This is a genomic window from Streptomyces sp. NPDC058464 (genome assembly GCF_042721035.1).
Taxonomy (GTDB): Bacteria; Actinomycetota; Actinomycetes; order Streptomycetales; family Streptomycetaceae; genus Streptomyces.
On record NZ_JBHXMA010000003.1, the window covers coordinates 318,996 to 339,718 of the forward strand.

General features: G+C 72.6%; 20 protein-coding genes and 1 pseudogene. 9 read left to right on the forward strand and 12 right to left on the reverse strand.

Annotation, left to right across the window (positions count from 1 at the left end):
* Nucleotides 1-35 precede the first annotated feature (35 nt).
* Both ACFWPQ_RS06540 and ACFWPQ_RS06545 read left to right on the forward strand, forming a co-directional pair.
* Complete coding sequence (locus ACFWPQ_RS06540) at nucleotides 36-752, forward strand: DsbA family oxidoreductase (protein ID WP_384030562.1); 717 nt, start codon at nucleotides 36-38, stop codon at nucleotides 750-752.
* Nucleotides 753-927: 175 nt separating this feature from the next.
* Nucleotides 928-1,989, forward strand: coding sequence for an aminotransferase class V-fold PLP-dependent enzyme (locus ACFWPQ_RS06545; protein ID WP_384030564.1), 1,062 nt, complete (start codon nucleotides 928-930; stop codon nucleotides 1,987-1,989).
* A 24-nt stretch (nucleotides 1,990-2,013) separates the two neighbouring features.
* Here ACFWPQ_RS06545 and ACFWPQ_RS06550 read toward each other — a convergent pair whose 3' ends face one another.
* The gene (locus ACFWPQ_RS06550; protein ID WP_384030566.1) at nucleotides 2,014-2,514 is read right to left on the reverse strand and encodes a MarR family winged helix-turn-helix transcriptional regulator; all 501 of its coding nucleotides are present in this window, start codon (nucleotides 2,512-2,514) and stop codon (nucleotides 2,014-2,016) included.
* Nucleotides 2,515-2,673: 159 nt separating this feature from the next.
* Between ACFWPQ_RS06550 and ACFWPQ_RS06555 the strand changes: the two are divergent.
* Both ACFWPQ_RS06555 and ACFWPQ_RS06560 read left to right on the forward strand, forming a co-directional pair.
* Nucleotides 2,674-3,734: pseudogene (locus ACFWPQ_RS06555) on the forward strand (alkene reductase).
* 202 nt (nucleotides 3,735-3,936) lie between these two features.
* Nucleotides 3,937-4,587: an NAD(P)-dependent oxidoreductase gene (locus tag ACFWPQ_RS06560; protein WP_384030568.1), complete on the forward strand. Its 651-nt coding sequence runs from the start codon at nucleotides 3,937-3,939 to the stop codon at nucleotides 4,585-4,587.
* Between the two features lie 122 nt (nucleotides 4,588-4,709).
* Here ACFWPQ_RS06560 and thpD read toward each other — a convergent pair whose 3' ends face one another.
* The 5 genes from thpD to ACFWPQ_RS06585 all read right to left on the reverse strand — a co-directional run bounded on the left by thpD (nucleotide 4,710) and on the right by ACFWPQ_RS06585 (nucleotide 9,212).
* Nucleotides 4,710-5,645 (reverse strand): ectoine hydroxylase, encoded by a 936-nt coding sequence (gene thpD / locus ACFWPQ_RS06565; RefSeq protein WP_384030570.1) that lies wholly within the window; start codon nucleotides 5,643-5,645, stop codon nucleotides 4,710-4,712.
* A gap of 3 nt (nucleotides 5,646-5,648) precedes the next feature.
* Nucleotides 5,649-6,047, reverse strand: a complete 399-nt coding sequence (locus ACFWPQ_RS06570; RefSeq protein WP_361284297.1) for an ectoine synthase — start codon at nucleotides 6,045-6,047, stop codon at nucleotides 5,649-5,651.
* A 24-nt stretch (nucleotides 6,048-6,071) separates the two neighbouring features.
* Nucleotides 6,072-7,343: a diaminobutyrate--2-oxoglutarate transaminase gene (gene ectB, locus ACFWPQ_RS06575; RefSeq protein ID WP_384030573.1), complete on the reverse strand. Its 1,272-nt coding sequence runs from the start codon at nucleotides 7,341-7,343 to the stop codon at nucleotides 6,072-6,074.
* A 9-nt stretch (nucleotides 7,344-7,352) separates the two neighbouring features.
* Nucleotides 7,353-7,868 (reverse strand): diaminobutyrate acetyltransferase, encoded by a 516-nt coding sequence (gene ectA / locus ACFWPQ_RS06580; RefSeq protein ID WP_361284303.1) that lies wholly within the window; start codon nucleotides 7,866-7,868, stop codon nucleotides 7,353-7,355.
* A 222-nt stretch (nucleotides 7,869-8,090) separates the two neighbouring features.
* Nucleotides 8,091-9,212, reverse strand: a complete 1,122-nt coding sequence (locus ACFWPQ_RS06585; RefSeq protein ID WP_384030760.1) for a pyridoxal-phosphate-dependent aminotransferase family protein — start codon at nucleotides 9,210-9,212, stop codon at nucleotides 8,091-8,093.
* Between the two features lie 230 nt (nucleotides 9,213-9,442).
* Between ACFWPQ_RS06585 and ACFWPQ_RS06590 the strand changes: the two genes are divergently transcribed.
* From ACFWPQ_RS06590 to ACFWPQ_RS06610, 5 genes are all read left to right on the forward strand, one after another.
* Entirely contained in the window at nucleotides 9,443-10,297 is an 855-nt protein-coding gene (locus ACFWPQ_RS06590) for an ABC transporter substrate-binding protein (RefSeq protein WP_384030576.1), read from the forward strand.
* The gene (locus ACFWPQ_RS06595) at nucleotides 10,294-11,130 is read left to right on the forward strand and encodes an amino acid ABC transporter permease (RefSeq protein ID WP_384030578.1); all 837 of its coding nucleotides are present in this window, start codon (nucleotides 10,294-10,296) and stop codon (nucleotides 11,128-11,130) included. Before ACFWPQ_RS06590 ends, ACFWPQ_RS06595 begins: the two co-directional genes overlap by 4 nt.
* Entirely contained in the window at nucleotides 11,127-11,897 is a 771-nt protein-coding gene (locus tag ACFWPQ_RS06600) for an amino acid ABC transporter ATP-binding protein (protein ID WP_384030580.1), read from the forward strand. The genes ACFWPQ_RS06595 and ACFWPQ_RS06600 overlap by 4 nt, the downstream gene beginning before the upstream one ends.
* 115 nt (nucleotides 11,898-12,012) lie before the next feature.
* Nucleotides 12,013-13,110 carry an amidohydrolase family protein gene (locus ACFWPQ_RS06605; RefSeq protein ID WP_384030582.1) on the forward strand — a complete coding sequence of 366 codons (1,098 nt, stop codon included), beginning with the start codon at nucleotides 12,013-12,015 and terminating at the stop codon, nucleotides 13,108-13,110.
* A 142-nt stretch (nucleotides 13,111-13,252) separates the two neighbouring features.
* Nucleotides 13,253-14,173 (forward strand): SCO1860 family LAETG-anchored protein, encoded by a 921-nt coding sequence (locus ACFWPQ_RS06610; protein WP_384030585.1) that lies wholly within the window; start codon nucleotides 13,253-13,255, stop codon nucleotides 14,171-14,173.
* A 119-nt stretch (nucleotides 14,174-14,292) separates the two neighbouring features.
* Here the strand turns inward: ACFWPQ_RS06610 and cobC are convergent, their stop codons facing one another.
* Genes cobC through cobM form a run of 6 tightly spaced genes read right to left on the reverse strand, consistent with a single transcriptional unit; the run spans nucleotide 14,293 to nucleotide 20,706 of the window.
* Nucleotides 14,293-15,423, reverse strand: a complete 1,131-nt coding sequence (gene cobC, locus ACFWPQ_RS06615) for an Rv2231c family pyridoxal phosphate-dependent protein CobC (RefSeq protein ID WP_384030587.1) — start codon at nucleotides 15,421-15,423, stop codon at nucleotides 14,293-14,295.
* Nucleotides 15,413-16,339: a sirohydrochlorin chelatase gene (locus tag ACFWPQ_RS06620; protein ID WP_384030589.1), complete on the reverse strand. Its 927-nt coding sequence runs from the start codon at nucleotides 16,337-16,339 to the stop codon at nucleotides 15,413-15,415. Before ACFWPQ_RS06620 ends, cobC begins: the two co-directional genes overlap by 11 nt.
* A complete protein-coding gene (locus ACFWPQ_RS06625; RefSeq protein ID WP_384030591.1) occupies nucleotides 16,336-16,920 on the reverse strand; it encodes a precorrin-8X methylmutase in 585 nt (194 codons plus the stop codon). Before ACFWPQ_RS06625 ends, ACFWPQ_RS06620 begins: the two co-directional genes overlap by 4 nt.
* Nucleotides 16,917-18,620, reverse strand: a complete 1,704-nt coding sequence (cobJ, locus tag ACFWPQ_RS06630; protein WP_384030593.1) for a precorrin-3B C(17)-methyltransferase — start codon at nucleotides 18,618-18,620, stop codon at nucleotides 16,917-16,919. The genes ACFWPQ_RS06625 and cobJ overlap by 4 nt, the downstream gene beginning before the upstream one ends.
* A complete protein-coding gene (gene cbiE, locus ACFWPQ_RS06635; RefSeq protein ID WP_384030595.1) occupies nucleotides 18,617-19,873 on the reverse strand; it encodes a precorrin-6y C5,15-methyltransferase (decarboxylating) subunit CbiE in 1,257 nt (418 codons plus the stop codon). Before cbiE ends, cobJ begins: the two co-directional genes overlap by 4 nt.
* The gene (gene cobM, locus ACFWPQ_RS06640; protein WP_384030597.1) at nucleotides 19,870-20,706 is read right to left on the reverse strand and encodes a precorrin-4 C(11)-methyltransferase; all 837 of its coding nucleotides are present in this window, start codon (nucleotides 20,704-20,706) and stop codon (nucleotides 19,870-19,872) included. The genes cbiE and cobM overlap by 4 nt, the downstream gene beginning before the upstream one ends.
* Nucleotides 20,707-20,723 lie beyond the last annotated feature (17 nt).

Here is a 20,723-nt window from a genome sequence, read left to right on the forward strand (position 1 = left end):
GAAGACCTCTTGTGACTACCTGGAGAGCCGACAACATGCGCGTCGAGATCTGGTCCGATATCGCTTGCCCCTGGTGCTATGTCGGAAAGGCGCGTTTCGAGAAGGCGCTCGCCGCCTTCCCGCACCGCGACGACGTCGAGGTCGTGCACCGCTCCTTCGAACTGGACCCCGGCCGCGCCAAGGGCGACGTCCAGCCCGTGCTCACCATGCTCACCAGGAAGTACGGCATGAGCGAGGCGCAGGCCCAGGCCGGCGAGGACAACCTGGGCGCGCAGGCCGCCGCCGAGGGTCTTGAGTACCGCACCCGGGGCCGTGACCACGGCAACACCTTCGACCTGCACCGGCTGCTGCACCTCGCCAAGGAGCAGGGCCGTCAGGACGAGCTGGTCCAGATCCTGTACCGGGCGAACTTCGCCGAGGAGCGCTCCGTCTTCAGCGAGGGCGAGGAGCGGCTCGTGGAGCTGGCCGTGGAGGCCGGGCTGGACGCGGCGGTTGTGCGCGAGGTGCTCGCCGACCCGTCCCGCTACGCCGACGAGGTCCGCGCCGACGAGCGGGAGGCCGCCGAGCTCGGTGCGAACGGGGTGCCGTTCTTCGTCCTCGACCGGAAGTACGGGGTCTCGGGGGCCCAGCCCGCCGAGGTGTTCACGCAGGCGCTCAGCCAGGCCTGGGGAGCGCGCTCCCCGCTGAAGCTCATCGACGAAGGCGGCGCGGAGGCCTGCGGGCCGGACGGGTGCGCGGTGCCGCAGCACTGAGAAGGCGGCCGGGCGGCGGCCGGGTAGCGGCCGGGCGGCAGCTGGGCAGGAGGCGGGCGGCAGCCGGGCAGCCGATGGGAAAGGCCAGGTCAGGGTCGTCGTATAAGCGTTGCTTGGCGGATCCACGTAGAAATCCGCAATGGACGGGGGGTTCCCCGGGCCGCAGAGTGGACGCATGGAGACCACGGAGACGTTCGAGAGCCTCGTCCGCGCCGAGTTCACCCCGAAGAGCACCTACCTGAACACCGCCAGCAACGGCCTGCTGCCCGCCCGTACCGTGGCCGCCCTGCACGAGGCGGCGCTGCTGCGGGCCGAGGGGCGGCCCCTGACCTCGCTGTACGAGGACGTCGAGGCCTGCCGGGCCGCCTACGCCCGGCTCGCCGGCGTCCCGGCCACCCGGGTCGCGGCGGGCGCCTCGGTCGCCGCGCACTCCGGCGTGATCGCCGCCTCGCTGCCGGCCGGCGCCGAAGTCCTCACCGCCGAGGACGACTTCACCTCCGTACTGAACCCCTTCCACGTCCGCGGCGACCTCAAGGTCCGCGCGGTGCCGCTGGAGCGCGTCGCCGAGTCCGTCCGTCCGGGCACCGCCCTCGTCGCGGTCAGCGCGGCCCAGTCGGCGGACGGCCGGATCGCCGACCTGTCCGCACTGCGCGAGGCCGCCCGCGCGCACGGGGCCCGCACCTACGTCGACTTCTCCCAGGCCGCCGGCTGGCTGCCGATGGACGCCGACGCGTACGACTTCACCGCGTCCGTCTCCTTCAAGTGGCTGCTCGGCCCGCACGGCGCGGCCTTCCTCGTGGTCCCCGAGGACTTCGGCGGCCTGACCCCGGTCCTCGCGGGCTGGGTCGCGGGCGAGGAGCCGTGGGACAGCTGCTACGGCCCGGTCGCCGAACTCGCCCACTCCGCGCGGCGGTTCGACCTCACCCACGCCCTGTTCACGTTCGCGGGCCTGCGCCGCTCGCTCGACCTGATCGAGGAACTCGGCGTGGCCGCCGTGCACGCCCACGACGTGGGCCTCGCCGACCGGTTCCGCGCCGGGCTCGCGGCCCTCGGGCACGAGCCGGTGCCCGCCCCCGGCTCGGCGATCGTCTCGGTCCCCGGGCTCGGCGGCCGCCAGCCCGGGCTGAGCCGGGCCGGCATCGAGGTCTCCAACCGCGCGGGCAACCTGCGCGCGGCCTTCCACCTCTTCAACACGCCCGCCGACGTGGACCGTCTGCTGGACGCCCTCGCGGGCTGACCTGCGGGGGCCGCGCCCGGGACGTCAGGCCTGTGCCGCGTTGCGGGTCCACAGGTTGGCCTCGACCCGGTCGAGCAGGGCGAGCAACTGCTCGCGCTCGGCCGGGTCCAGGCCGGCGAGGCTCTCGTCCTCCAGCGCGGTCCACACCCGCTCCACCTCGGCCAGCAGGCGGGCCCCGGACTCGGTGGCCTCCACCAGTACCGCGCGCCGGTCCGCGGGGTCCGGCAGCCGCCGCACCTGGCCGGCCTGCTCCAGCCGCTGGAGCATCTTGGTCACCGTGGAGGGGTCCAGGCCGAGCATCTTGATCAGGTCCGCCTGCCGGGCCGGGCCGTTCTCCCACAGGTGCATCATCACGAGCTCCTGACCGGGGTAGAGGCCGAGCCCGCGCAGCAGCCCGGCGGCAGCGGTGCGGTGCAGCCGCGCCACACGGCTCAGCGCGTGGCTGACCGGACCGCCCTGGGCGGCCGCGGGCAGTACGCAGCCGCCTCCGGCCGCGTGCGCCGCCGGTTCCTTGGTGGCGTCCATCGTCGCTCCCGCACCTCTCCGATCTCCGACTTCCGGGTAACCGTCCTCGAAGCCTACTCAGAGCCTCCCGCGGGCATTTAATTGGTCGGCCAATGATTGGAGTAGAGTAGGCCGCGCCGTTTTGCTTGGCCGACCAATGAAAATATCCCTGGAGACGCTGTGACCACTGCCTTCGACCCGATCGACCTCCCCGGCCACCGCCTGGCCAACCGCATCGCCATGGCCCCGATGACCGCAGCCGTGCCGCGCTGGGAGGCCTGCCCACCGCGCTCATGGCGGAGTACTACACCCAGCGCGCCTCCGCGGGCCTGATCGTGACCGAGGGCATCCAGCCCTCGGCGGTCGGCCAGGGCTATCCCGACACCCCAGGCCTGCACACCGCCGAGCAGATCGCCGCCTGGCGCACCGTCACCGACGCCGTGCACGCCGTCGGCGGCGTCATCTTCGCCCAGCTCATGCACACCGGCCGGATCGGCCACCCCGACCTGCTGCCCGACGGACTGGTCAACGTCGCGCCCTCCGCGGTCACCGCCCGCGGCCAGGTGTACACCCACGAGGGCCCGAAGGACTTCGTCGAGCCGCGCGCGCTGACCGACGGCGAGGTCCAGGCCACGGTCGCCGAGTACGCGGCCGCCGCCCGGGCCGCCGTCGAGGCCGGCTTCGACGGCGTCGAGCTGCACGGCGCCAACGGCTACCTGATCCACCAGTTCCTGGCCCCCGGCAGCAACCGGCGCACCGACGAGTGGGGCGGCTCCCCGGCCGCCCGCACCCGGTTCGCGGTGGCGGCCGTCAAGGCGGTGGCGGAGGCCGTCGGCGCCGAACGCACCGGCCTGCGGCTGTCCCCGGGCAACCCGCTCAACGACATCGACGAGCCCGAACCGGAGGCGACGTACACCGCGCTGGTCGACGCCGTGGAGCCGCTGGGCCTGGCGTATCTGCACGTGATGGAGGTGCCGGGCACCCGGGAGCTGACCACCGCGCTGCGCAAGCGGTTCAGCGGGGTGTTCGTCCTCAACCCGGCGACCGAGGGCCCCACCGGGCCGGCGGCCCTCGCCCTCGTCGAGGACGGCACGGCCGACCTCGTCTCCTACGGACAGCTCTTCCTCGCCAACCCGGACCTCCCGGCCCGGCTCAGGGCCGGCGGCCCGTTCAACACCGCGAACCCGGCGACGTTCTACGGTGGCGGCGCCGAGGGGTACACGGACTACCCGGCACTGTGACACGGCCCGGAGGCCGCACGGACACGCCCCCGCTCGGTCCTGCGGGATCGTGCGGGGGCCCCGGGGAAGCACCCGGCGAGCAGGACACGCAGTCGCCTGAACGGGTCATGTTCCTCCGGACCGGCCCGCTGCCTCGGGTCCGTCACGGGAGGTCTCACTAACCTGCGGATCCTGAGACGATCAACGGGAACTGGAGACCGGCATGTCCAAGATCATCCTGTTCGGCGCCACCGGCACCATCGGATCCCGCGTGCTGGACGAGGCACTCCGTCGCGGGCACATGGTCACGGCGGTGGTACGCGACCCGGCGAAGCTCACCCGGGACGACCCCGACCTGACCGTGGTCACCGGTGACGTTCTGGACCCCGCAGCCGTCGCCGGGGTGGCCGCGGGGCAGGACGTCGTCATCAGCGCGGTCGGCGGAGGCGACGGGCCCGGCCACGTCGCCACCATCAGGCCCAGCGCCGAAGCCCTGGTCGCCGGCATCCGCACCGTGGAGGGCGACGGACCCCGGCTCGTCCTGGTCGGCGGCGCGGGTTCCCTGCGCCTGCCGGACGGCAGGCAGGTCTGGGACGCGGAGGGCCTGCCGGAGCCCCTGCTCCAGATCATGCACGCCCACGGGGACGCCCTGGACTTCTGCCGCACCGTCAGCGACGTGCGGTGGACCAGCCTCAGCCCCGCCGCGACGATCGAGCCGGGGGAGCGTACCGGCGCCTACCGCACCGCCACGGAGGATCTGATCGTCGCCCAGGACGGCAGCAGCCGTATCTCCGCCGAGGACTACGCGGTCGCCCTGCTCGACGAGATCGAACGACCCCGGCACATCGGCGAGCGCTTCACCGTCGGCTACTGAGCCCGAGCCCCGAGCCCCGAGCCCCGGGTCGCGGCTCGGGGCTCGGGTCGCGGCTCGGGGCTCGGGGCTTGCGGCCCGGGGCGGCATCCGGCCGCCCAGGCCGCGTCGTCAGCGGGAGCTGATCACCGCACGGGCGTGAAGTCCCGCGCCCCGACGAACTCCGGTCGCCGCACCGGTGCCGCGAACGGCTCCACCGCCGTGTTCTCCACGCTGTTGAACACGATGAAGACGTTGCTGCGCGCGAAGGGGGTGATGTTCTCGCTGGAGCCGTGCATGCAGTTGCAGTCGAACCAGGTCGCCGACCCCGGCCGGCCGGTGAACAGCTTGATGCCGTACTCGCCCGCCATGGCGGTGAGCGCCTGGTCGGACGGCGTGCCCGCGTCCTGCATCTGCAGCGACTTCTTGTAGTTGTCCTCGGGCGTGGCACCGGCGCAGCCGAGGAACGTCCGGTGCGAGCCAGGCATGATCATCAGGCCGCCGTTGGTGTCGTGGTTCTCCGTCAGGGCGATGGAGACGGACACCGTGCGCATGTTCGGCAGGCCGTCCTCGGCGTGCCAGGTCTCGAAGTCCGAGTGCCAGTAGAAGCCGCCCGCCCCGAACCCGGGCTTGACGTTGATCCGGGACTGGTGGACGTACACGTCCGAGCCGAGGATCTGCCGGGCCCGGCCGACCACCCGCTCGTCGCGCACCAGGTCCGCGAACACCTCGCTGATCCGGTGCACTTCGAAGACGGACCGGATCTCCCTGGACTTCGGCTCCACGACGGAGCGTTCGTCGGCCCGGACCGCCGGGTCGGCGAGCAGCCGCTCCAGCTCCCGCTGGTACACGGCTGCTTCGTCGTCGCCGAGGAGTTGCTCGACGGCGAGGAAGCCGTCGCGGTCGAACGCCTCCAGCCCGTCCGCGGCGATCGGTCCGGGCGCGCCGGGTGCCGACCAGACGACGGGGTCCCTACGGGGGACGGAGACCTCGACGGGGCCACGGCTCGGGTACCGATCGGTGGTCGTGGTCGTGGTCGTGGTCGTGGTTGTGGTCGCAGTCGTGGGCGTGGGCGTGGGCATGAGTCAGTCCTCCTCCGTCAGCAGGGGGTAGACGCCGTTCTCGTCGTGGTCCTCCCGGCCGGTCACCGGCGGGTTGAACACGCAGATGCAGCGGAAGTCCTCCTTGACGCGCAGCGTGTGCCGCTCGTGCCCGTCGAGGAGGTACATGGTCCCGGGCGTGATCCGGTACGACCTCCCGGTCTCGTGGTCGGTCAGCTCGGCCTCGCCCTCGACGCAGACCACGGCCTCGACGTGGTTGGCGTACCACATCGACGTCTCCGTGCCCGCGTACAGGACCGTCTCGTGCAGCGAGAAGCCGACCTGCTCCTTCGCGAGGACGATGCGTCTGCTCTCCCAGGTCCCGGACGCGGACCTCACGTGCCGGTCGGTGCCTTCGATTTCCTTGAACGAACGGACGATCACGGTTCTGCGATGCCTCCTCGTGCGTCAGACGGTTTCGCGGACGGCCCGGGCGAGGACGCTCAGCCCCTCGTCCAGCTCGTCCGGGGTGACGGTCAGGGCGGGCAGCAGCTTGACGACCTCGCTCTGCGGCCCCGACGTCTCGATGAGCAGCCCGAGTTCGAAGGCGCGGGCGGCGATCCGCCCGGCCCGCTCCTTCTCGTGGAACTCCAGACCCCACACCAGGCCCCGCCCCCGGTACTCCTTCACGTCGGCGAGGTTCTCCTCGACGATCGCGACGAGCCCCTGCTCGACCTGCTCGCCCTTGGTCCGGGTCTGCTTCTCCATCGCGGGGCCGTCGGTCCAGTAGGTCTCCAGGGCGGCGGTCGCGGTGACGAAGGCGGGGTTGTTGCCGCGGAAGGTGCCGTTGTGCTCGCCCGGCTCCCACACGTCCAGCTCGGGCCGGAACAGGCACAGGGACATGGGCAGTCCGTACCCGCTGATGGACTTGGACACGGTGACGATGTCGGGGACGATCCCCGCCTCCTCGAAGGAGAAGAAGGCACCGGTCCGTCCGCAGCCCATCTGGATGTCGTCGACGATCAGCAGCATGTCCTGCCGTTCGCACAACTCCTTGAGGGCGCACAGCCATTCGGGCCGGGCGACGTTGATGCCGCCCTCGCCCTGCACGGTCTCCACGATCACCGCGGCCGGCTTGTTGAGCCCGGAGCCCTGGTCCTCCAACAGCCGCTCGAACCACAGGAAGTCCGGCACGGTCCCGTCGAAGTAGTTGTCGAACGGCATCGGCGTCCCGTGCACCAGCGGGATCCCGGCCCCGGCCCGCTTGAAGGCGTTGCCGGTGACCGCGAGGGACCCGAGGGACATCCCGTGGAAGGCGTTGGTGAACGACACGATCGCCTCGCGCCCCTTCACCTTCCGGGCGAGCTTGAGGGCCGACTCGACGGCGTTGGTCCCCGTCGGCCCCGGGAACATGACCTTGTACGGCAGCTCGCGCGGCCGCAGCACCAGGTCCTGGAAGGTCTGCAGGAACGACCGCTTGGCCACCGTCGACATGTCGAGGCCGTGGGTGACGCCGTCCCGTTCCAGGTAGTCCAGCAACGCCCGTTTCAGTACGGGGTTGTTGTGGCCGTAGTTGAGCGATCCGGCGCCGGCGAAGAAGTCGAGGTACGCGTGGCCGTCCTCGTCGTGCATGCGGCTGCCCCGGGCCCGGTCGAACACGGTCGGCCAGCCGCGGCAGTAGCTGCGGACCTCGGACTCCAGGGTCTCAAAGACGCCGAGGTCGGGCGGGGTGATGGTCACGGGGGCTCCTCAGTGCGATGTGGGGGTCAAGGGGCCGATGCGGTACAGGACTTCGGGGTCGTGCGGACCGTCGGGGAACTCGCCGGCCTCGAACAGCACCGAGCGCTCGACGGTGGCGCCGTGCCGGGCGGCGTACGAGGTGAACAGGCGCTCGGAGGCGGTGTTGCCGGGCGTGACGGTGGTCTCGACGGCGGTGAGCGGCCGGTCGGCGGCCACCTGTGCCGTGAGTCCGTCCAGCAGCCGGGCCGCGATGCCGCGGCCGCGCTGCGCGGCGGCCACGGCCACCTGCCAGACGAGCAGCGTGTCCGGCCGGTCCGGCCGGGTGTACCCGGTCACGAACCCGACGGGCTCGCCGTCCGCGCCGCGCGCCACCGCCGAGGTGCCGGCGAAGTCCCGGCACCACAGCAGATAGCTGTAGGAGGAGTTCAGATCGAGGCTTCCGGAATCCCTGGCCATACGCCAGAGCGCCGGGCCGTCGGTCACCAGCGGGCGGTCGACGATCAGGTCTGCTTGTGGGGCAGTCATGCGGACTGAATTTAGCGAGGCAAATACAAAAACGCACGGCCGGTGGAATCGATGATTCCGTCGGCCGTGCGGGTATGTGCCGATATACACCACCACGAAGCGGGCAAAAAGCCCTGGTTTGTGGAATGTGTCACAGGGTTGAAATCCGGATGAAATTCCCCCCGTTTAGCTCTGCAAAAAGCGGGCAGGAGAACTCGGGAAAGCCATCGACCGAAAGGGAATTCAAAATTGCTTTGAATTCGGGTGCTGCCAGGCGGATTCCACCGCCTGCCGGGCCGCCTCCGGGTCCACCGTCAGCCCTCGCGCGGTGAGTCCCGCGCCGAGTGCCGCCAGGCTCGACCGGACGGCGTCGGCCGTCGCGTCCGCCCCGTAGTGGTTGACCCGGACCATCTCCTTGGCCAGCGTGCCCCCGCCCGCGGCCAGCGGCAGGCCGCCGTCGCCCGCCAGGGCCTCGGCGACCAGCTCGGACGCCACCACGCCCGGCGGCACCCGCAGCGTGGTGGCCACCGGTGCCGCGTCGGACTCCGCGTACACGTACGGCTCCAGGCCGCCGCCCAGGGCCACCGCGCCCGCCCGGGTGGCCAGCGCGGCCGTGCGGTGCCGGGCCGTCACGGCGTCCAGGCCGTCCGCCTCGATCCGCTCCAGGCACGCCTCCAGCGCCAGCATCTCCAGCTGCGCCGGCGCGTGCAGCAGCGCCTTGCGGCCGCCGTCGACCCAGCGCTCCTTCCAGTCCAGCAGGGAGAGGTAGGAGCGGCGCGGGGCCTGCGGGTTCGCCGTCATCCGGGCCCATGCCCGCGCGCTCACCGAGATCGCCGAGACGCCCGCCGGGCCGCCCATCGCCTTCTGGGCGCCGATCACGCACAGGTCCACGCCCCACGCGTCCGGCAGCACCGGCTCCGCCCCGACCGAGGCGACCGCGTCCAGGTAGAACAGGGCGCCGTGGGCCCGCACCACCTCCCCGATCTCCGCGACCGGGTTGGTGTTGCCGGTCGCCGCCTCCGCGTGCACCAGGGAGACGAAGTCGATCTCCGGGTGCGCGGCGAACGCCTCCCGGATCTGCCCGGCCGTCACCGCCGTGTGGAACGGCACCGCGAGGTCGATCACGGTCGCGCCGCAGTCCCGCAGCCAGTTCCCGAACGTCTGCCCGTACGGGCCGGTGATCACGTTCAGCGCGGTGGTGCCGGGCCCGGCCGTCGCCCTGATCGCGCCCTCCAGCGGCAGCAGCGCCTCGCCCTGCGTGATCACGACGTCCTGCCGGGTGTCCAGCAACCGGGCCACCCGGTCCTCGATCGCGGCGAAGCGGGCGGCGGTCAGCGGGGGCAGATCGAGGAAGGGGTGGGTCACGGCGGTGCTCTCCTCAGTCACGGACAGGTGGATCAAGACGAGCGTAACCGGCACCCGTCCATCCCCCCGTCCACGCCTGTGACCGGCGACTTCTTAGGCCGGACGGCTCCACCGCCATGGGTTTGGTTTGAGGAACCCAAACATCTCCTTATAATCGGAACCCGCAGAATCGGAATCCAAAGCTCCCTCACAGCTTCGCGGGGAGCCCCCACAGACCCACGGGAGGTCTCGTGACCACGCTCCTCGGGCGCCGCCGGGCTCGCGCCCTGGCCGCCGTCACCGCCGCGGCCGGGCTGGCCCTCGTGGCCGGCTGCACGTCGAGCGGCAACGGCTCCAGCGCCTCCAGGACGGCCGCCGGCGGGGTCGTCCTCGTCAAGGCCGGGCAGCTCACCACCTGCACCCACCTGCCGTACCCGCCGTTCCAGTCGGAGATCGACGGCAAGGTGCAGGGCTTCGACGTGTCGATGATCGACCTGGTCGCCAAGAACCTCGGCGTGAAGCAGCAGATCCTCGACACGCCGTTCGAGAACTTCAAGACCGGCGCCTTCCTCAACTCCGGCGAGTGCGACCTGGCCGCGGCCGGCATGACCATCACCGCCGAGCGCAAGAAGAACGTCGACTTCTCCGCCCCGTACTTCGACGCCACCCAGGCCCTCCTCGTCGACAAGGACAGCGGCATCACCTCGCTCGCCGACGCCAAGGCCAAGAAGGTCCAGCTGGGCGCCCAGGCGCAGACCACCGGCGAGGACTACGTCAGGAAGCAGGGCTTCGACCCGGTCTCCTTCGAGTCCTCCGACGCCGTCCTCAACGGCCTGCGCACCGGCCAGGTCAAGGCCGTCGTCATCGACTACCCGGTGGTCCAGGGCTGGCTCAAGGACAAGGCCAACGCGAACGCCTTCCAGGTCGCCGGCAACATCAACACCGGTGAGCAGTACGGCTTCACGGTGAAGAAGGGCAACACCAAGCTCCTCGCCGCCGTCGACAAGGCGATCGCCGACGCCAAGGCCGACGGCACGTACAAGAAGCTGTACGAGAAGTGGATCGGCCCCTACGACGCCTCGGCCGCGTCCCCCGCCGCCTCATGACCGCAGGCACGGACACCGGACTCCAGCCGCGCAGGAAGGGCCTGTCCCGGCGGCAGAAGCGCCGGCTGTCGCGCGGAGCCCAGTACGTCGTCTTCGTCGCCGCCGTGGTCGCGTTCGCGGCCGGCGCCGACTGGGGACGGCTGCAGAACCAGTTCGCCCAGTGGGACATCGCCAGGCAGATGTTCCCGGACGTCATCACGCTGGCGCTGAAGAACACCGTGCTCTACACGCTGTCCGGCTTCGTCGTCGGACTGGCCCTCGGCATGGTGATCGCGCTGATGCGGCTGTCGTCGGTCGGTCCGTACCGCTGGCTGGCCGGCGTCTACATCGAGATCTTCCGCGGCCTGCCCGCCCTGCTGATCTTCATCTTCATCGGCGTCGCCGTCCCGCTCGCCTTCCCCGGCACCGAGATCGTCGGCGGCACCTACGGCAAGGTGGCCCTCGCGCTCGGCCTGGTCGCCGCCGCCTACATGGCGGAGACGATCCGCGCGGGCATCCAGGCGGTCCCCAAGGGTCAGCTGGAAGCGGCCCGTTCCCTGGGGTTCTCACCCGCACGCGCCATGATCTCGATCATCATCCCCCAGGCGTTCCGCATCATCCTCCCGCCGCTGACCAACGAACTCGTCCTCCTCTTCAAGGACTCCTCCCTGGTCCTCTTCCTCGGCGTCACCCTGGAAGAACGCGAACTGTCCAAGTACGGCCGCGACCTGGCCAGTACGACCGCCAACTCCACGCCGATCCTCGTCGCCGGCCTGTGCTACCTGCTGGTCACGATCCCGCTCGGCTTCGTCGTCCGCCGCATGGAGGCGAAGGCCCAGGAGGCCGTCCGATGAGCCGACCCGAGATCGAGGTGAAGGACCTGCACAAGTCCTTCGGCGACAACGAGGTGCTGCGCGGCATCGACCTGGAGATCGGCCAGGGCCAGGTCGTCTGCGTGATCGGCCCGTCCGGCTCCGGCAAGTCCACGTTGCTCCGGTGCGTCAACCTCCTCGAAGAACCCGCCAAAGGCCAGGTGTTCGTCGGCGGCACCGAGTTGACGGACCCGGACGTCGACATCGACGCCGTGCGCCGCCGTATCGGCATGGTCTTCCAGCAGTTCAACCTGTTCCCGCACCTCACGGTGACCGAGAACCTCACGCTGCCGCAGCGCCGGGTGCTCCGGCGGGACAAGGCGACGGCGGCGAAGACGGCCGCGGAGAACCTGGCCCGCGTCGGCCTCTCGGAGAAGGCGGACGCCTACCCCGCCTCCCTCTCCGGCGGCCAGCAGCAGCGGGTGGCGATCGCCCGCGCGCTGTCCATGGGCCCCGAGGTGATGCTCTTCGACGAGCCGACGTCGGCCCTCGACCCGGAGCTGGTCGGGGACGTCCTCGCGGTGATGCGGATGCTGGCGCAGGAGGGCATGACCATGATGGTGGTCACCCACGAGATGACCTTCGCCCGTGAGGTCGCCGACCGCGTGGTCTTCATGGACGGCGGAGTGATCGTGGAGGAGGGCTCCCCCGACCAGGTCATCGCCAACCCTACGCACGACCGGACCCGCCACTTCTTGTCCCGCTTGCTGAATCCGGCCATGGCTGATGTGGAGGAGGAGCCGTCCTAGCGCGCCGCTGGGAGAGCGCACTGCAAGGGGCGCGGGGCTATATCAATATGCGGCTCCGCCGCGTGGGCGCGACCAGCCCCGACGCACCGGCACCCGACGAACTATCGTGCGTCCCATGACCGATCAAGCGGCGGCGGTGCTGCACGTAAAGGGCCGGGTCCTTGTGGGACCCGAGGACATCCGCGACGAACTGTGGGTGGTCAGCGGCCGTGTCACCTACGACCGCCCCACCCACACCGACGACATCCGAACCGTCGACGGTTGGGCCCTCCCCGGCCTCGTCGACGCCCACTGCCACGTCGGCCTCGGCCCGCACGGCCCGGTCGACGCGGCGACGGCGGAGAAGCAGGCCCTCACCGACCGCGAGGCCGGCACGCTCCTCATCCGGGACGCCGGCTCGCCCTCCGACACCCGCTGGGTCGACGACCGCGACGACCTCCCGAAGATCATCCGGGCCGGCCGGCACATCGCCCGCACCCGCCGCTACATAAGGAACTTCGCCCACGAGATCGAGCCCGCGGACCTGGTCGCGTACGTCGCCCAGGAGGCCCGGCGCGGCGACGGCTGGGTCAAGCTGGTCGGCGACTGGATCGACCGCGACCTCGGCGACCTGGCGCCGAGCTGGCCGCGGGACGCCGTCGAGGCGGCGATCGCCGAGGCCCACCGGCTGGGCGCCCGGGTCACCGCCCACTGCTTCGCCGAGAGCTCGCTCCGGGACCTGGTCGAGGCCGGCATCGACTGCATCGAGCACGCGACGGGACTGACGGAGGACCTGATCCCCCTCTTCGCCTCCCGCGGTGTCGCGATCGTCCCGACCCTCGTCAACATCGCCACCTTCCCGCAGCTCGCGGCGGGCGGTGACACCAGGTTCCCGCGCTGGTCGGCCCATATGCGCCGGCTCCACGAACGCCGCTACGACACCGTCCGGGGCGCCTACGACGCCGGCATCCCGGTCTACGTCGGCACCGACGCCGGCGGCTCCCTCGCCCACGGCCTGGTCGCGGGCGAGGTCGCCGAACTGGTCACCGCCGGGATCCCGCCCCTCGACGCGCTCGCGGCGACCAGCTGGGCGGCCCGCGCCTGGCTCGGCAGGCCCGGGCTGGAGGAGGGCGCACCGGCCGACCTGGTGGTGTACGAGAGCGACCCGCGCGCCGACGTACGCGTCCTCGCGTCCCCCCGCCGGGTGGTGCTGAACGGGCAGGTCGTCGAGTAAAGGAACGCCTGTGCCCGCCGACTCGAATGCGTGCACGGAAAGTCCACTATGGAGTGAAGTAACGCAGGATTGCCGCCCGTTCACCCACAGTGCGTAATTCTTGGCGGGTCCCGAGCAAGTTTCCTCTGGGGGTCCCACCACCTTGAACAGCGACACATTCCGTATGCCCGCACGCCGTCTCGCGACCTTCGCGACGGCCACGGCCCTGGCCGCCGGTCCCGCGGTCCTGGCCGGCGCGGGCACCGCACACGCGACCGCCGACCACGGTCGCGCGAGCGCGGTCGTCCTGCGCACCGGGCTCGACGTCTCCCTCGTCAACAAGACCGTGAACGTCCCGCTCGCGGTCTCCCTGAACGAGGTCCAGGCACCGCAGAGCTCCGACCGGACCGCGCTCACCGCCACGCTCGACGGAGTGGACGGCGGCAAGCCGTTCCACGTCCTCGGCGCGGACGTCGCCGCGGCGAAGGCGACGGTCTCCGACGGCCGCGCCGAGGCCTCCGTCCACCTCGCCCACGCCCGGCTGCACCTGCCGGGCCTGCCCCTGCTGTCCCTGATCGAACTCGACACGGTCACGTCCAAGGCCGTCTGCGAGACCGGCAAGCAGCCGGAGGCCGACGCCAACGTGGTCGGCGCCGTCACCGTGTTCGGCAAGCGCGTGACGCTGAGCGCGGGCGGCCCCACCGACGTCAGGGTCCCCGGCGTCGGCGAGGTCCGCCTCGACCTGTCCAAGCGCGAGACGACGTCGACCTCGGCGGTGGCCAGCGCCCTCGAACTCAAGGTCTCCGTCAACCCGCTGAAGCTCAACGTGGCCGAGGTGGAAGGAACGCTGACCCTCGCGAGGACGACCTGCGAGATGCCGCCGGACCCCGCGGCAGCCCCGGCCGATCCGGCCGACCCGGTTGACCCGGTGTCCGACGTGAAGGTCCAGGGCGCCCCGGCGAAGGAGACGAAGCTGGCGGAGACGGGCGGGAGTTCGGTGACGCCGTACGTGGCCGGGGGAGCCCTCGCGCTCGTAGTGGCGGGCGGGGGAGCCGTTCTCCTGGCGCGCCGCAGGCGTTCTTAGAAGCGCCCGCTGAAGCGCCCCGAAGGGGCGCGGGGCGGTAGTCGATCTGCGGCTACCGCCGCGCGGGCGCGACGAGCCACGACGCACCCGCCGGTCGGCCACGGCGCGCAGTTCCCCACTCACACCCGTATCAACATCAACGCCTGATCCAGCGCCTGCAGGAACCGGTTCACCGTCACCCGGTCCCGCACCGCGATCCGCACCCACTCCTCGTCCAGCCCCGGAAACGTGTCCCCCCGCCGCACGGCGTACCCCAGCACCCGCAGCTGCCGGCGGACCGCCGCCGCATCCGCCATCCGGACGAGCACGAACGGCCCCTCCGCGGGCCCCGCGACCCGCACCCCCTCCGGCGCGAACTCCTCGAGCCCCGCCACCAGATGGGCCCGGTCGGCGGCGACGCGGTGCGCCGCATGCGCCGCCTCCGCCAGCGCGCGCGGCGCCACACACGCCTCGGCCGCCGCCAGCGCCGGCGTGGACACCGGCCACAACGGCTGCGCCCGCTCCAGCTCGGCGATGATCTCCGGCGCGGCCAGCACGTACCCGATCCGCAGCCCGGCCAGCCCCCACGTCTTCGTGAGGCTGCGCAGCACCACCAGACCCGGCACGTCGGTACGCCCGGCCAGCGCCTCCCGCTCGCCCGGCACCGCGTCCATGAACGCCTCGTCGACCACCAACGTCCGCCCGGGACGCGCGAGCCGGGCGATCGCCTCCGCCGGATGCAGCACCGACGTCGGGTTGGTCGGATTGCCGATCACGACCAGGTCGGCGTCCTCGGGGACGGCCGCCGGATCCAGCCGGAACCCGTCCGCCTCCCGCAGCAGCACCCGGTCCACGGTGTGCCCGGCGTCCCGCAGCGCCGCCTCCGGCTCGGTGAACTGCGGGTGCACCACCACCGGCTGACGCACCTTCAGCGCCCGCGCCAGCAGGACGAACGCCTCGGCGGCGCCCGCCGTCAGCAGCACCCGCTCCACCGGCAGCCCGTGCCGCGCCGCGACCGCCGCCCGCGCCGCCCGCCCGTCCGGGTAGGCCGCGAGCCCGCCCAGCGACTCGGCGATCCGCTCCCGCAGCCAGACCGGGGGAGTGCCGGTGCGCACGTTGACCGCGAGGTCGACGAGCGCCGGACCGCCGTCCCGGACCTCGGCGTCCCCGTGGTGGCGCAGATCGTGCCCGCCTCCGGAGCCTCCGGTCCCCTCGGGGCCGCCGGAGCCTCTGTCGCCTCCGGGGCCGCCGGAACCGTCCTCAGTGTGCATGCGCGTGCCCGCCATGGTGGTGGTGTCCGTGTCCGTGGTGGTGTCCGTCGTCGTCCGGGTGGAAGTGCGGCTGCTGCGGCAGCCCGACCTTGTCCTCGAAGCCGGGCAGCGCGATCCGGTAGACGCACGAGTCGCAGTTCATCCGCAGATCACCCTCGACCGCCTCCCGGTACCGCTCCATCACCAGGTCGAGCAGTTCCGGCTCGGGCCCGACGACGTCCGCCGAACGCACCTCGATCTCCGGGTGCGCGGCCGCCCAGCCCTCGGTCTGCTGCCGCACCCGGTCCGGCAGGATCCCGGTGAAGAGAAAGTACGGCAGGACGACGATCCGGCGCGCCCCCAGTTTCAGACACCGGTCGAGCCCGCTCGGCACGTCCGGCGCCGCCAGCGACACGAACGCCGTCTCCACGCCGGCGTACCCGCGTCCCTCCCAGAGCAGCCGGGCCGCCTTGTGCACCTCGGCGTTGGCGTCGGGGTCCGTCGAACCACGGCCCACCAGCAGCACGGTCACGTCCGCGCGGTCCTGCGCGGCCCGCGAGGAACCGTCCAGCGCCTCGTCCAGGCGCCGTTCGAGGACCGACAGCAGCGCAGGGTGCGGACCGAGCGGACGGCCGTAGGTGTACGAGATCCCCGGGTGCCGCTCCTTCTCCCGGGCCAGCGCGGCCGGGATGTCGCCCTTGGCGTGCCCGGCGGAGACCAGCATCAGCGGCACGGCGGCGAAACGCCGTACCCCCTGCTCCACCAGCTCGGCGACGGCATCGCCGAGCGGCGGCGGGGACAGCTCGATGAAACCGCCCGCGACGGGCAGTTCGGGGTGGCGGCGCCCCAGCTCCCGTACGAAGTCGCGGAACGCCTCGGCCCCGGCTTCGTCCCGGGTTCCGTGGCCGGCGATGAGCAGGGCGGGCGGGGTGGTCACAGCATCTCCTCGGAAGTGGGGTGGTACAGCAGGGCGTTGAGCGCGGCGGCGGCGACCGCCGAGCCGCCCTTCTCGGACACGTTGCTGACGGCGGGCAGCCCGCTCTCGCGCAACGCGGCCTTGGACTCGACGGCGCCGACGAAGCCGACGGGCAGACCGATGACGAGCACGGGGGAGGCGTCCAGGGTCAGCAACTCCTCCAGGGCGGTCGGCGCGTTGCCGATCACCCACAGGGCGCCGGGCCCGACCTGCTCGTAGGCGAGCCGGATCGCGTGTGCCGAACGGGTCAGGCCCGGCCCGGCCTCGGCGTCCTTCAGCCGGCACACGGTCTCCCGGCGGGTGATCCCGGCGCCGACCATCTCGACGTCCACGACGACCGGCGCCCCGGCGTGCAGCGCCGCATGGGCCTTCACCAGGTCGCCCTCGTCGGTCACCAGGTCGGCCGCGTACTCCAGGTCGGCCGCGGAGTGGATGACCCGCTCCACGACCGCCCGGGTGAGCGGCGGGAAGTGCGAGGTGTCCAGGCGGGCGCGCAGCCGCCGGTAGGACTCCTGCTCGATGGGATGGACGATCCGGTTCACCTGGCCTCCTCCGGAGCGCTCTCCTGCCAGCGGTAGCCGCGCGGGGTGACCATGCGCCCGGCGATGTTCCGGGTCGCCGTGTTGCCCACGGTCACGACGGTCATCATGTCCACCCAGGCCGGGTCCAGCGCGCCCAGGGTGGTCAGCCGGCTCGACTCGTCGGGGCGCGAGGCGTTGCGTACGACACCGACGGGCGTGGCCGGCTCGCGGTGCCCGGCGAGGATCGAGAGCGCCTTGGGCAGCTGCCAGTCGCGGCCCCGGGAACGCGGGTTGTAGAACGTCACGACGATGTCCGCCTCGGCCGCCGCGCGCACCCGGCGCTCGATGACCTCCCACGGCGTGTGCAGGTCGGACAGGCTGATCGAGACATGGTCGTGGCCCAGCGGCGCGCCCAGGATCGCCCCGGCCGCGAGCGCCGCGGTGACCCCCGGCACGCCGATCACGTCGATGTCGTCGGAGGCCTCGGCGAGCGCGGGGGAGGCCATCGCGTACACGCCGGCGTCCCCGCTGCCGATCAGCGCGACGGCATGCCCGGCGCGCGCCTCGGCGACCGCGGTACGCGCCCGCTCCTCCTCGGCGCCGAGCCCCGACTCCAGGATCCGGGTGCCGGGCCGCAGCAGGTCACGGATCTGGTCGACGTACTGGTCGAGGCCGACGAGTACGGCGGCACGGCGGAGTTCGGCCCTGGCACGCGGGGTGAGCAGGTCCCGGGCACCCGGGCCGAGCCCGACCACCGCGAGCCGCCCCCGCGCGGGACGCCGTACGACGGCACAGGTCGCCATCGCGGGCCGGCCGTCCTCCCGCTCCGACTTCCGCTTGGGGACGAGGAGTTCGCCGCCCCGCACCAGCGCGGCGGCCTCGGCGACGGACGGGGTGCCGACGGCGGCGAGGGGAGCGTCCGAGGGGTTGGGGACCCGGACCCCGGCCAGCTCCTCGGCGGAGTACGTCACCAGCGGGACCCCGAGCCGCGCGGCCGCCACGACGATCCCGGGCTCCTCGGCCTTGGCGTCGACGGTGGCGAGTTCGGCGATGCTGCGAGGCGACAGCCCCGCCTCCCGCAGGGCGGTGTCGACGAGCGTGAGCACCTCCTCGACGGGGGCGCCCCTGGAAGCACCGACGCCGACGACCAGGGACGGCGGCCGCAACAGCACCTCGTTCTCGGCGGGTTCGACCGCGCGGTCGGTCAGCCGGACGGAGTGGGCGCCCTCCTCCGCCAGCGGCAGCGGGGGCAGCGGCCATCCCAACTCGGCGCGCAGGGCCACCGGTTCGCCGTCCAGCAGGGCCCGCGACACGGCCGCCACCGAGCCCTCGACCGGAAGTCCGAGGGCGTCGAGCCCGAGCAGCCCGACCGAGTCGGTGGCGGTGGTCACCACCGGCTGCGCGGCCAGCAACTCACCGACCTCCCCGGCGAGTTCGTTCGCACCGCCGCCGTGCCCGCCGACCAGCGACACGGCGAACCGCCCGCCCTCGTCGACGCACACCACACCCGGGTCGGTCGCCTTCTCGCCCAGCAGCGGGGCGATCAGCCGTACCACCGCACCCGTGGCCAGGAAACACACCAGCTGCTCGCACTCCGCGAACGCGGACCGTACGGCGTCCTTGACGGGGCCGTCGTACACGCGCGTGCGGTCCGGCCACGCCGCGGCCAGCCGGTCGCGCGCCGCCGCCCCCGCCGCGGTGGCGGAAATCAGGCCGATCACAGAGCAACTCCTTCTTCGGATCCTTCTTCGGGTCCGTGGTCGGAAACGGGGATCCTGGACCCCCACAGCAGAAACACGGGATTGGTCGCCGCCAGCCGGGTCACCTCGCCCGGCAGCGGCGCGAGACGGGAGGACTGCAGCAGCACCCCGTCGCAGGAGAACCCGGCACCGGTGAGCGCCGCCCGCGCCGCCGGCACCCGGTCCAGGGCGGCCATCGCGACCACCACCGTCCGCCGGGCGCGGGCCGCGCAGGCCGTCACGACGGCGGGGAGCTCGGCCCCGCCCCCGCCGATGAACACGGCGTCGGGATCGGGGAGTCCGGTCAGGGCAGCAGGTGCTATGTCACACACCACATCCACGTACACGCCGTGCGCCCGCGCGTTCGCGGCGATCCGCTCCACCCCGTCCGCCGCCTTCTCCACGGCGACGACGGCGGCGCCCAGGCGCGCGCACTCCACGGCCACCGACCCGGACCCCGCGCCGACGTCCCAGACCAGGTCGCCCAGCCGGGGCCCGAGCCGGGCCAGGGCCAGCGCCCGTACCTCGAACTTGGTGATCATCGAGTCACGGTGCGCGAACGCGTCCTCGCCGAGCGCCCACCCGGCGGGTTCCGCCCGGCCGCCCGCCACCGTCCGCACGGCACCGAGCGCCCGCGACTCGTCGAGGCAGAGGACGACACTCACGGCCGTACCCCAGTCGCGCGCGGCGGCCTCGGCCGGGGTGACCCGCTCCACCCGCTCCCGTTCCGGATCACCGAGCGCGCTCGCCACGACGAGCAGCCGGTCCGCGGGGACCGCCGCGCCGAGTTCGGCGGGCCCGGCCCCCGGCCCCGTCAGGACCGCCACCTTCGGATGCGCCCGGCACACGTTGACCGCCGTCCGCGGCTCCCGTCCGTGCGCGCTGACGACCACCGCGTCGTCCCAGGGCAGGCCGACCCGCGCGAAGGCGGCGGCGACGGACGACACCCCGGCCCGCACGTCCAGCCGGTCCGCGCCGAACCGCTCGGCCAGTACCCGCACGATGCCGAAGAACCCGGGATCCCCCGAGGCCAGCACGGTCACGGGCAGGTCCTTGCCGAGGTACTCCTCGATGGTGTCGAGGGCGGGCGCCAGCGGCCCGAGGACGATCCGCTCGACCCCCTCGGGCAGCCGCACGGCGTCCAGGTGCCGGCGCCCGCCGACGACCAGCCGGGCGCCGGCCAGTACGCCGGGGGGCAGCGGCGCGCCCGTCCCCGTGCCGACCACCGTGATCATGTACTGGCCCCCCGCTCGCGCAGCGCCCGCCGGGCCTCGGGGTCGGCCTTGCGGAAGCCGTGGAAGTGGCCGGGGTGGTAGAGGTGCGAGCGGGTGCCGTGGGCGGCCAGGGCCGGGCCGACCAGGAAGAGGGTGTGCTTCCAGAGCCTGTGCTCCTTGACCGTCTCCTCCAGCGTCTCGATCGTGCACTGCACGACCAGCTCCTCCGGCCAGGTCGCCTGATAGGCGACGACGACCGGGGTGGAGGTCGGGTAGCCGCCCTCCAGCAGCTCCCGCACCAGCTGCCCGCTGCGCGCGGCGGAGAGGAAGATCGCCATGGTGGTCCCGTGCCGGGCGAACTCCCGCACCTCCTCCCCGGGCGGCATCGGTGTCTTGCCGCCGCCGAGCCGGGTGAGGACGACGGACTGCGCCACCTCGGGAATGGTCAGCTCGCGCTGCGCGAGCGCGGCCACGGCGGAGAAGGAGGACACGCCCGGCACGATCTCGACCTCGATGCCGATCCCGGCACACCGGTCGACCTGCTCCTGCGTACCGCCCCAGAGCGCCGGGTCCCCGGAGTGGATCCGGGCGACCCGCAGCCCCTCCGCGCGCGCCCGCTCGTACACGGCGACGACGTCCTCGAGGGACATCGTCGCGGAATCAAGGACCTCCGCGTCCTCGCGGGCGTGCTGGAGGACCTCCGCCTGCACCAGGCTCGCGGCCCAGATCACGACGTCGGCCTCGGCGATCGCGCGCGCGGCCCGGAACGTCAGCAGATCGGCGGCGCCGGGGCCGGCACCGACGAAGGTCACCTTGCCGGCGGGAGCGCCTGCTGCGGCGGCGGCATCGGCCATGGAAATTCGGTCCTCTC

Excerpts from the sequence above, each read along its gene's own strand:
- ACFWPQ_RS06550 (WP_384030566.1), bottom strand. The coding sequence starts at position 2,514 with ATGGACGCCACCAAGGAACCGGCGGCGCACGCGGCCGGAGGCGGCTGC.
- ACFWPQ_RS06540 (WP_384030562.1), top strand. The coding sequence starts at position 36 with ATGCGCGTCGAGATCTGGTCCGATATCGCTTGCCCCTGGTGCTATGTC.
- ACFWPQ_RS06560 (WP_384030568.1), top strand. The coding sequence starts at position 3,937 with ATGTCCAAGATCATCCTGTTCGGCGCCACCGGCACCATCGGATCCCGC.
- ACFWPQ_RS06605 (WP_384030582.1), top strand. The coding sequence starts at position 12,013 with ATGACCGATCAAGCGGCGGCGGTGCTGCACGTAAAGGGCCGGGTCCTT.
- cobC (WP_384030587.1), bottom strand. The coding sequence starts at position 15,423 with ATGCACACTGAGGACGGTTCCGGCGGCCCCGGAGGCGACAGAGGCTCC.
- cobM (WP_384030597.1), bottom strand. The coding sequence starts at position 20,706 with ATGGCCGATGCCGCCGCCGCAGCAGGCGCTCCCGCCGGCAAGGTGACC.
- ACFWPQ_RS06600 (WP_384030580.1), top strand. The coding sequence starts at position 11,127 with ATGAGCCGACCCGAGATCGAGGTGAAGGACCTGCACAAGTCCTTCGGC.
- cbiE (WP_384030595.1), bottom strand. The coding sequence starts at position 19,873 with ATGATCACGGTGGTCGGCACGGGGACGGGCGCGCCGCTGCCCCCCGGC.
- ectA (WP_361284303.1), bottom strand. The coding sequence starts at position 7,868 with ATGACTGCCCCACAAGCAGACCTGATCGTCGACCGCCCGCTGGTGACC.
- thpD (WP_384030570.1), bottom strand. The coding sequence starts at position 5,645 with ATGCCCACGCCCACGCCCACGACTGCGACCACAACCACGACCACGACC.
- ACFWPQ_RS06545 (WP_384030564.1), top strand. The coding sequence starts at position 928 with ATGGAGACCACGGAGACGTTCGAGAGCCTCGTCCGCGCCGAGTTCACC.
- ACFWPQ_RS06595 (WP_384030578.1), top strand. The coding sequence starts at position 10,294 with ATGACCGCAGGCACGGACACCGGACTCCAGCCGCGCAGGAAGGGCCTG.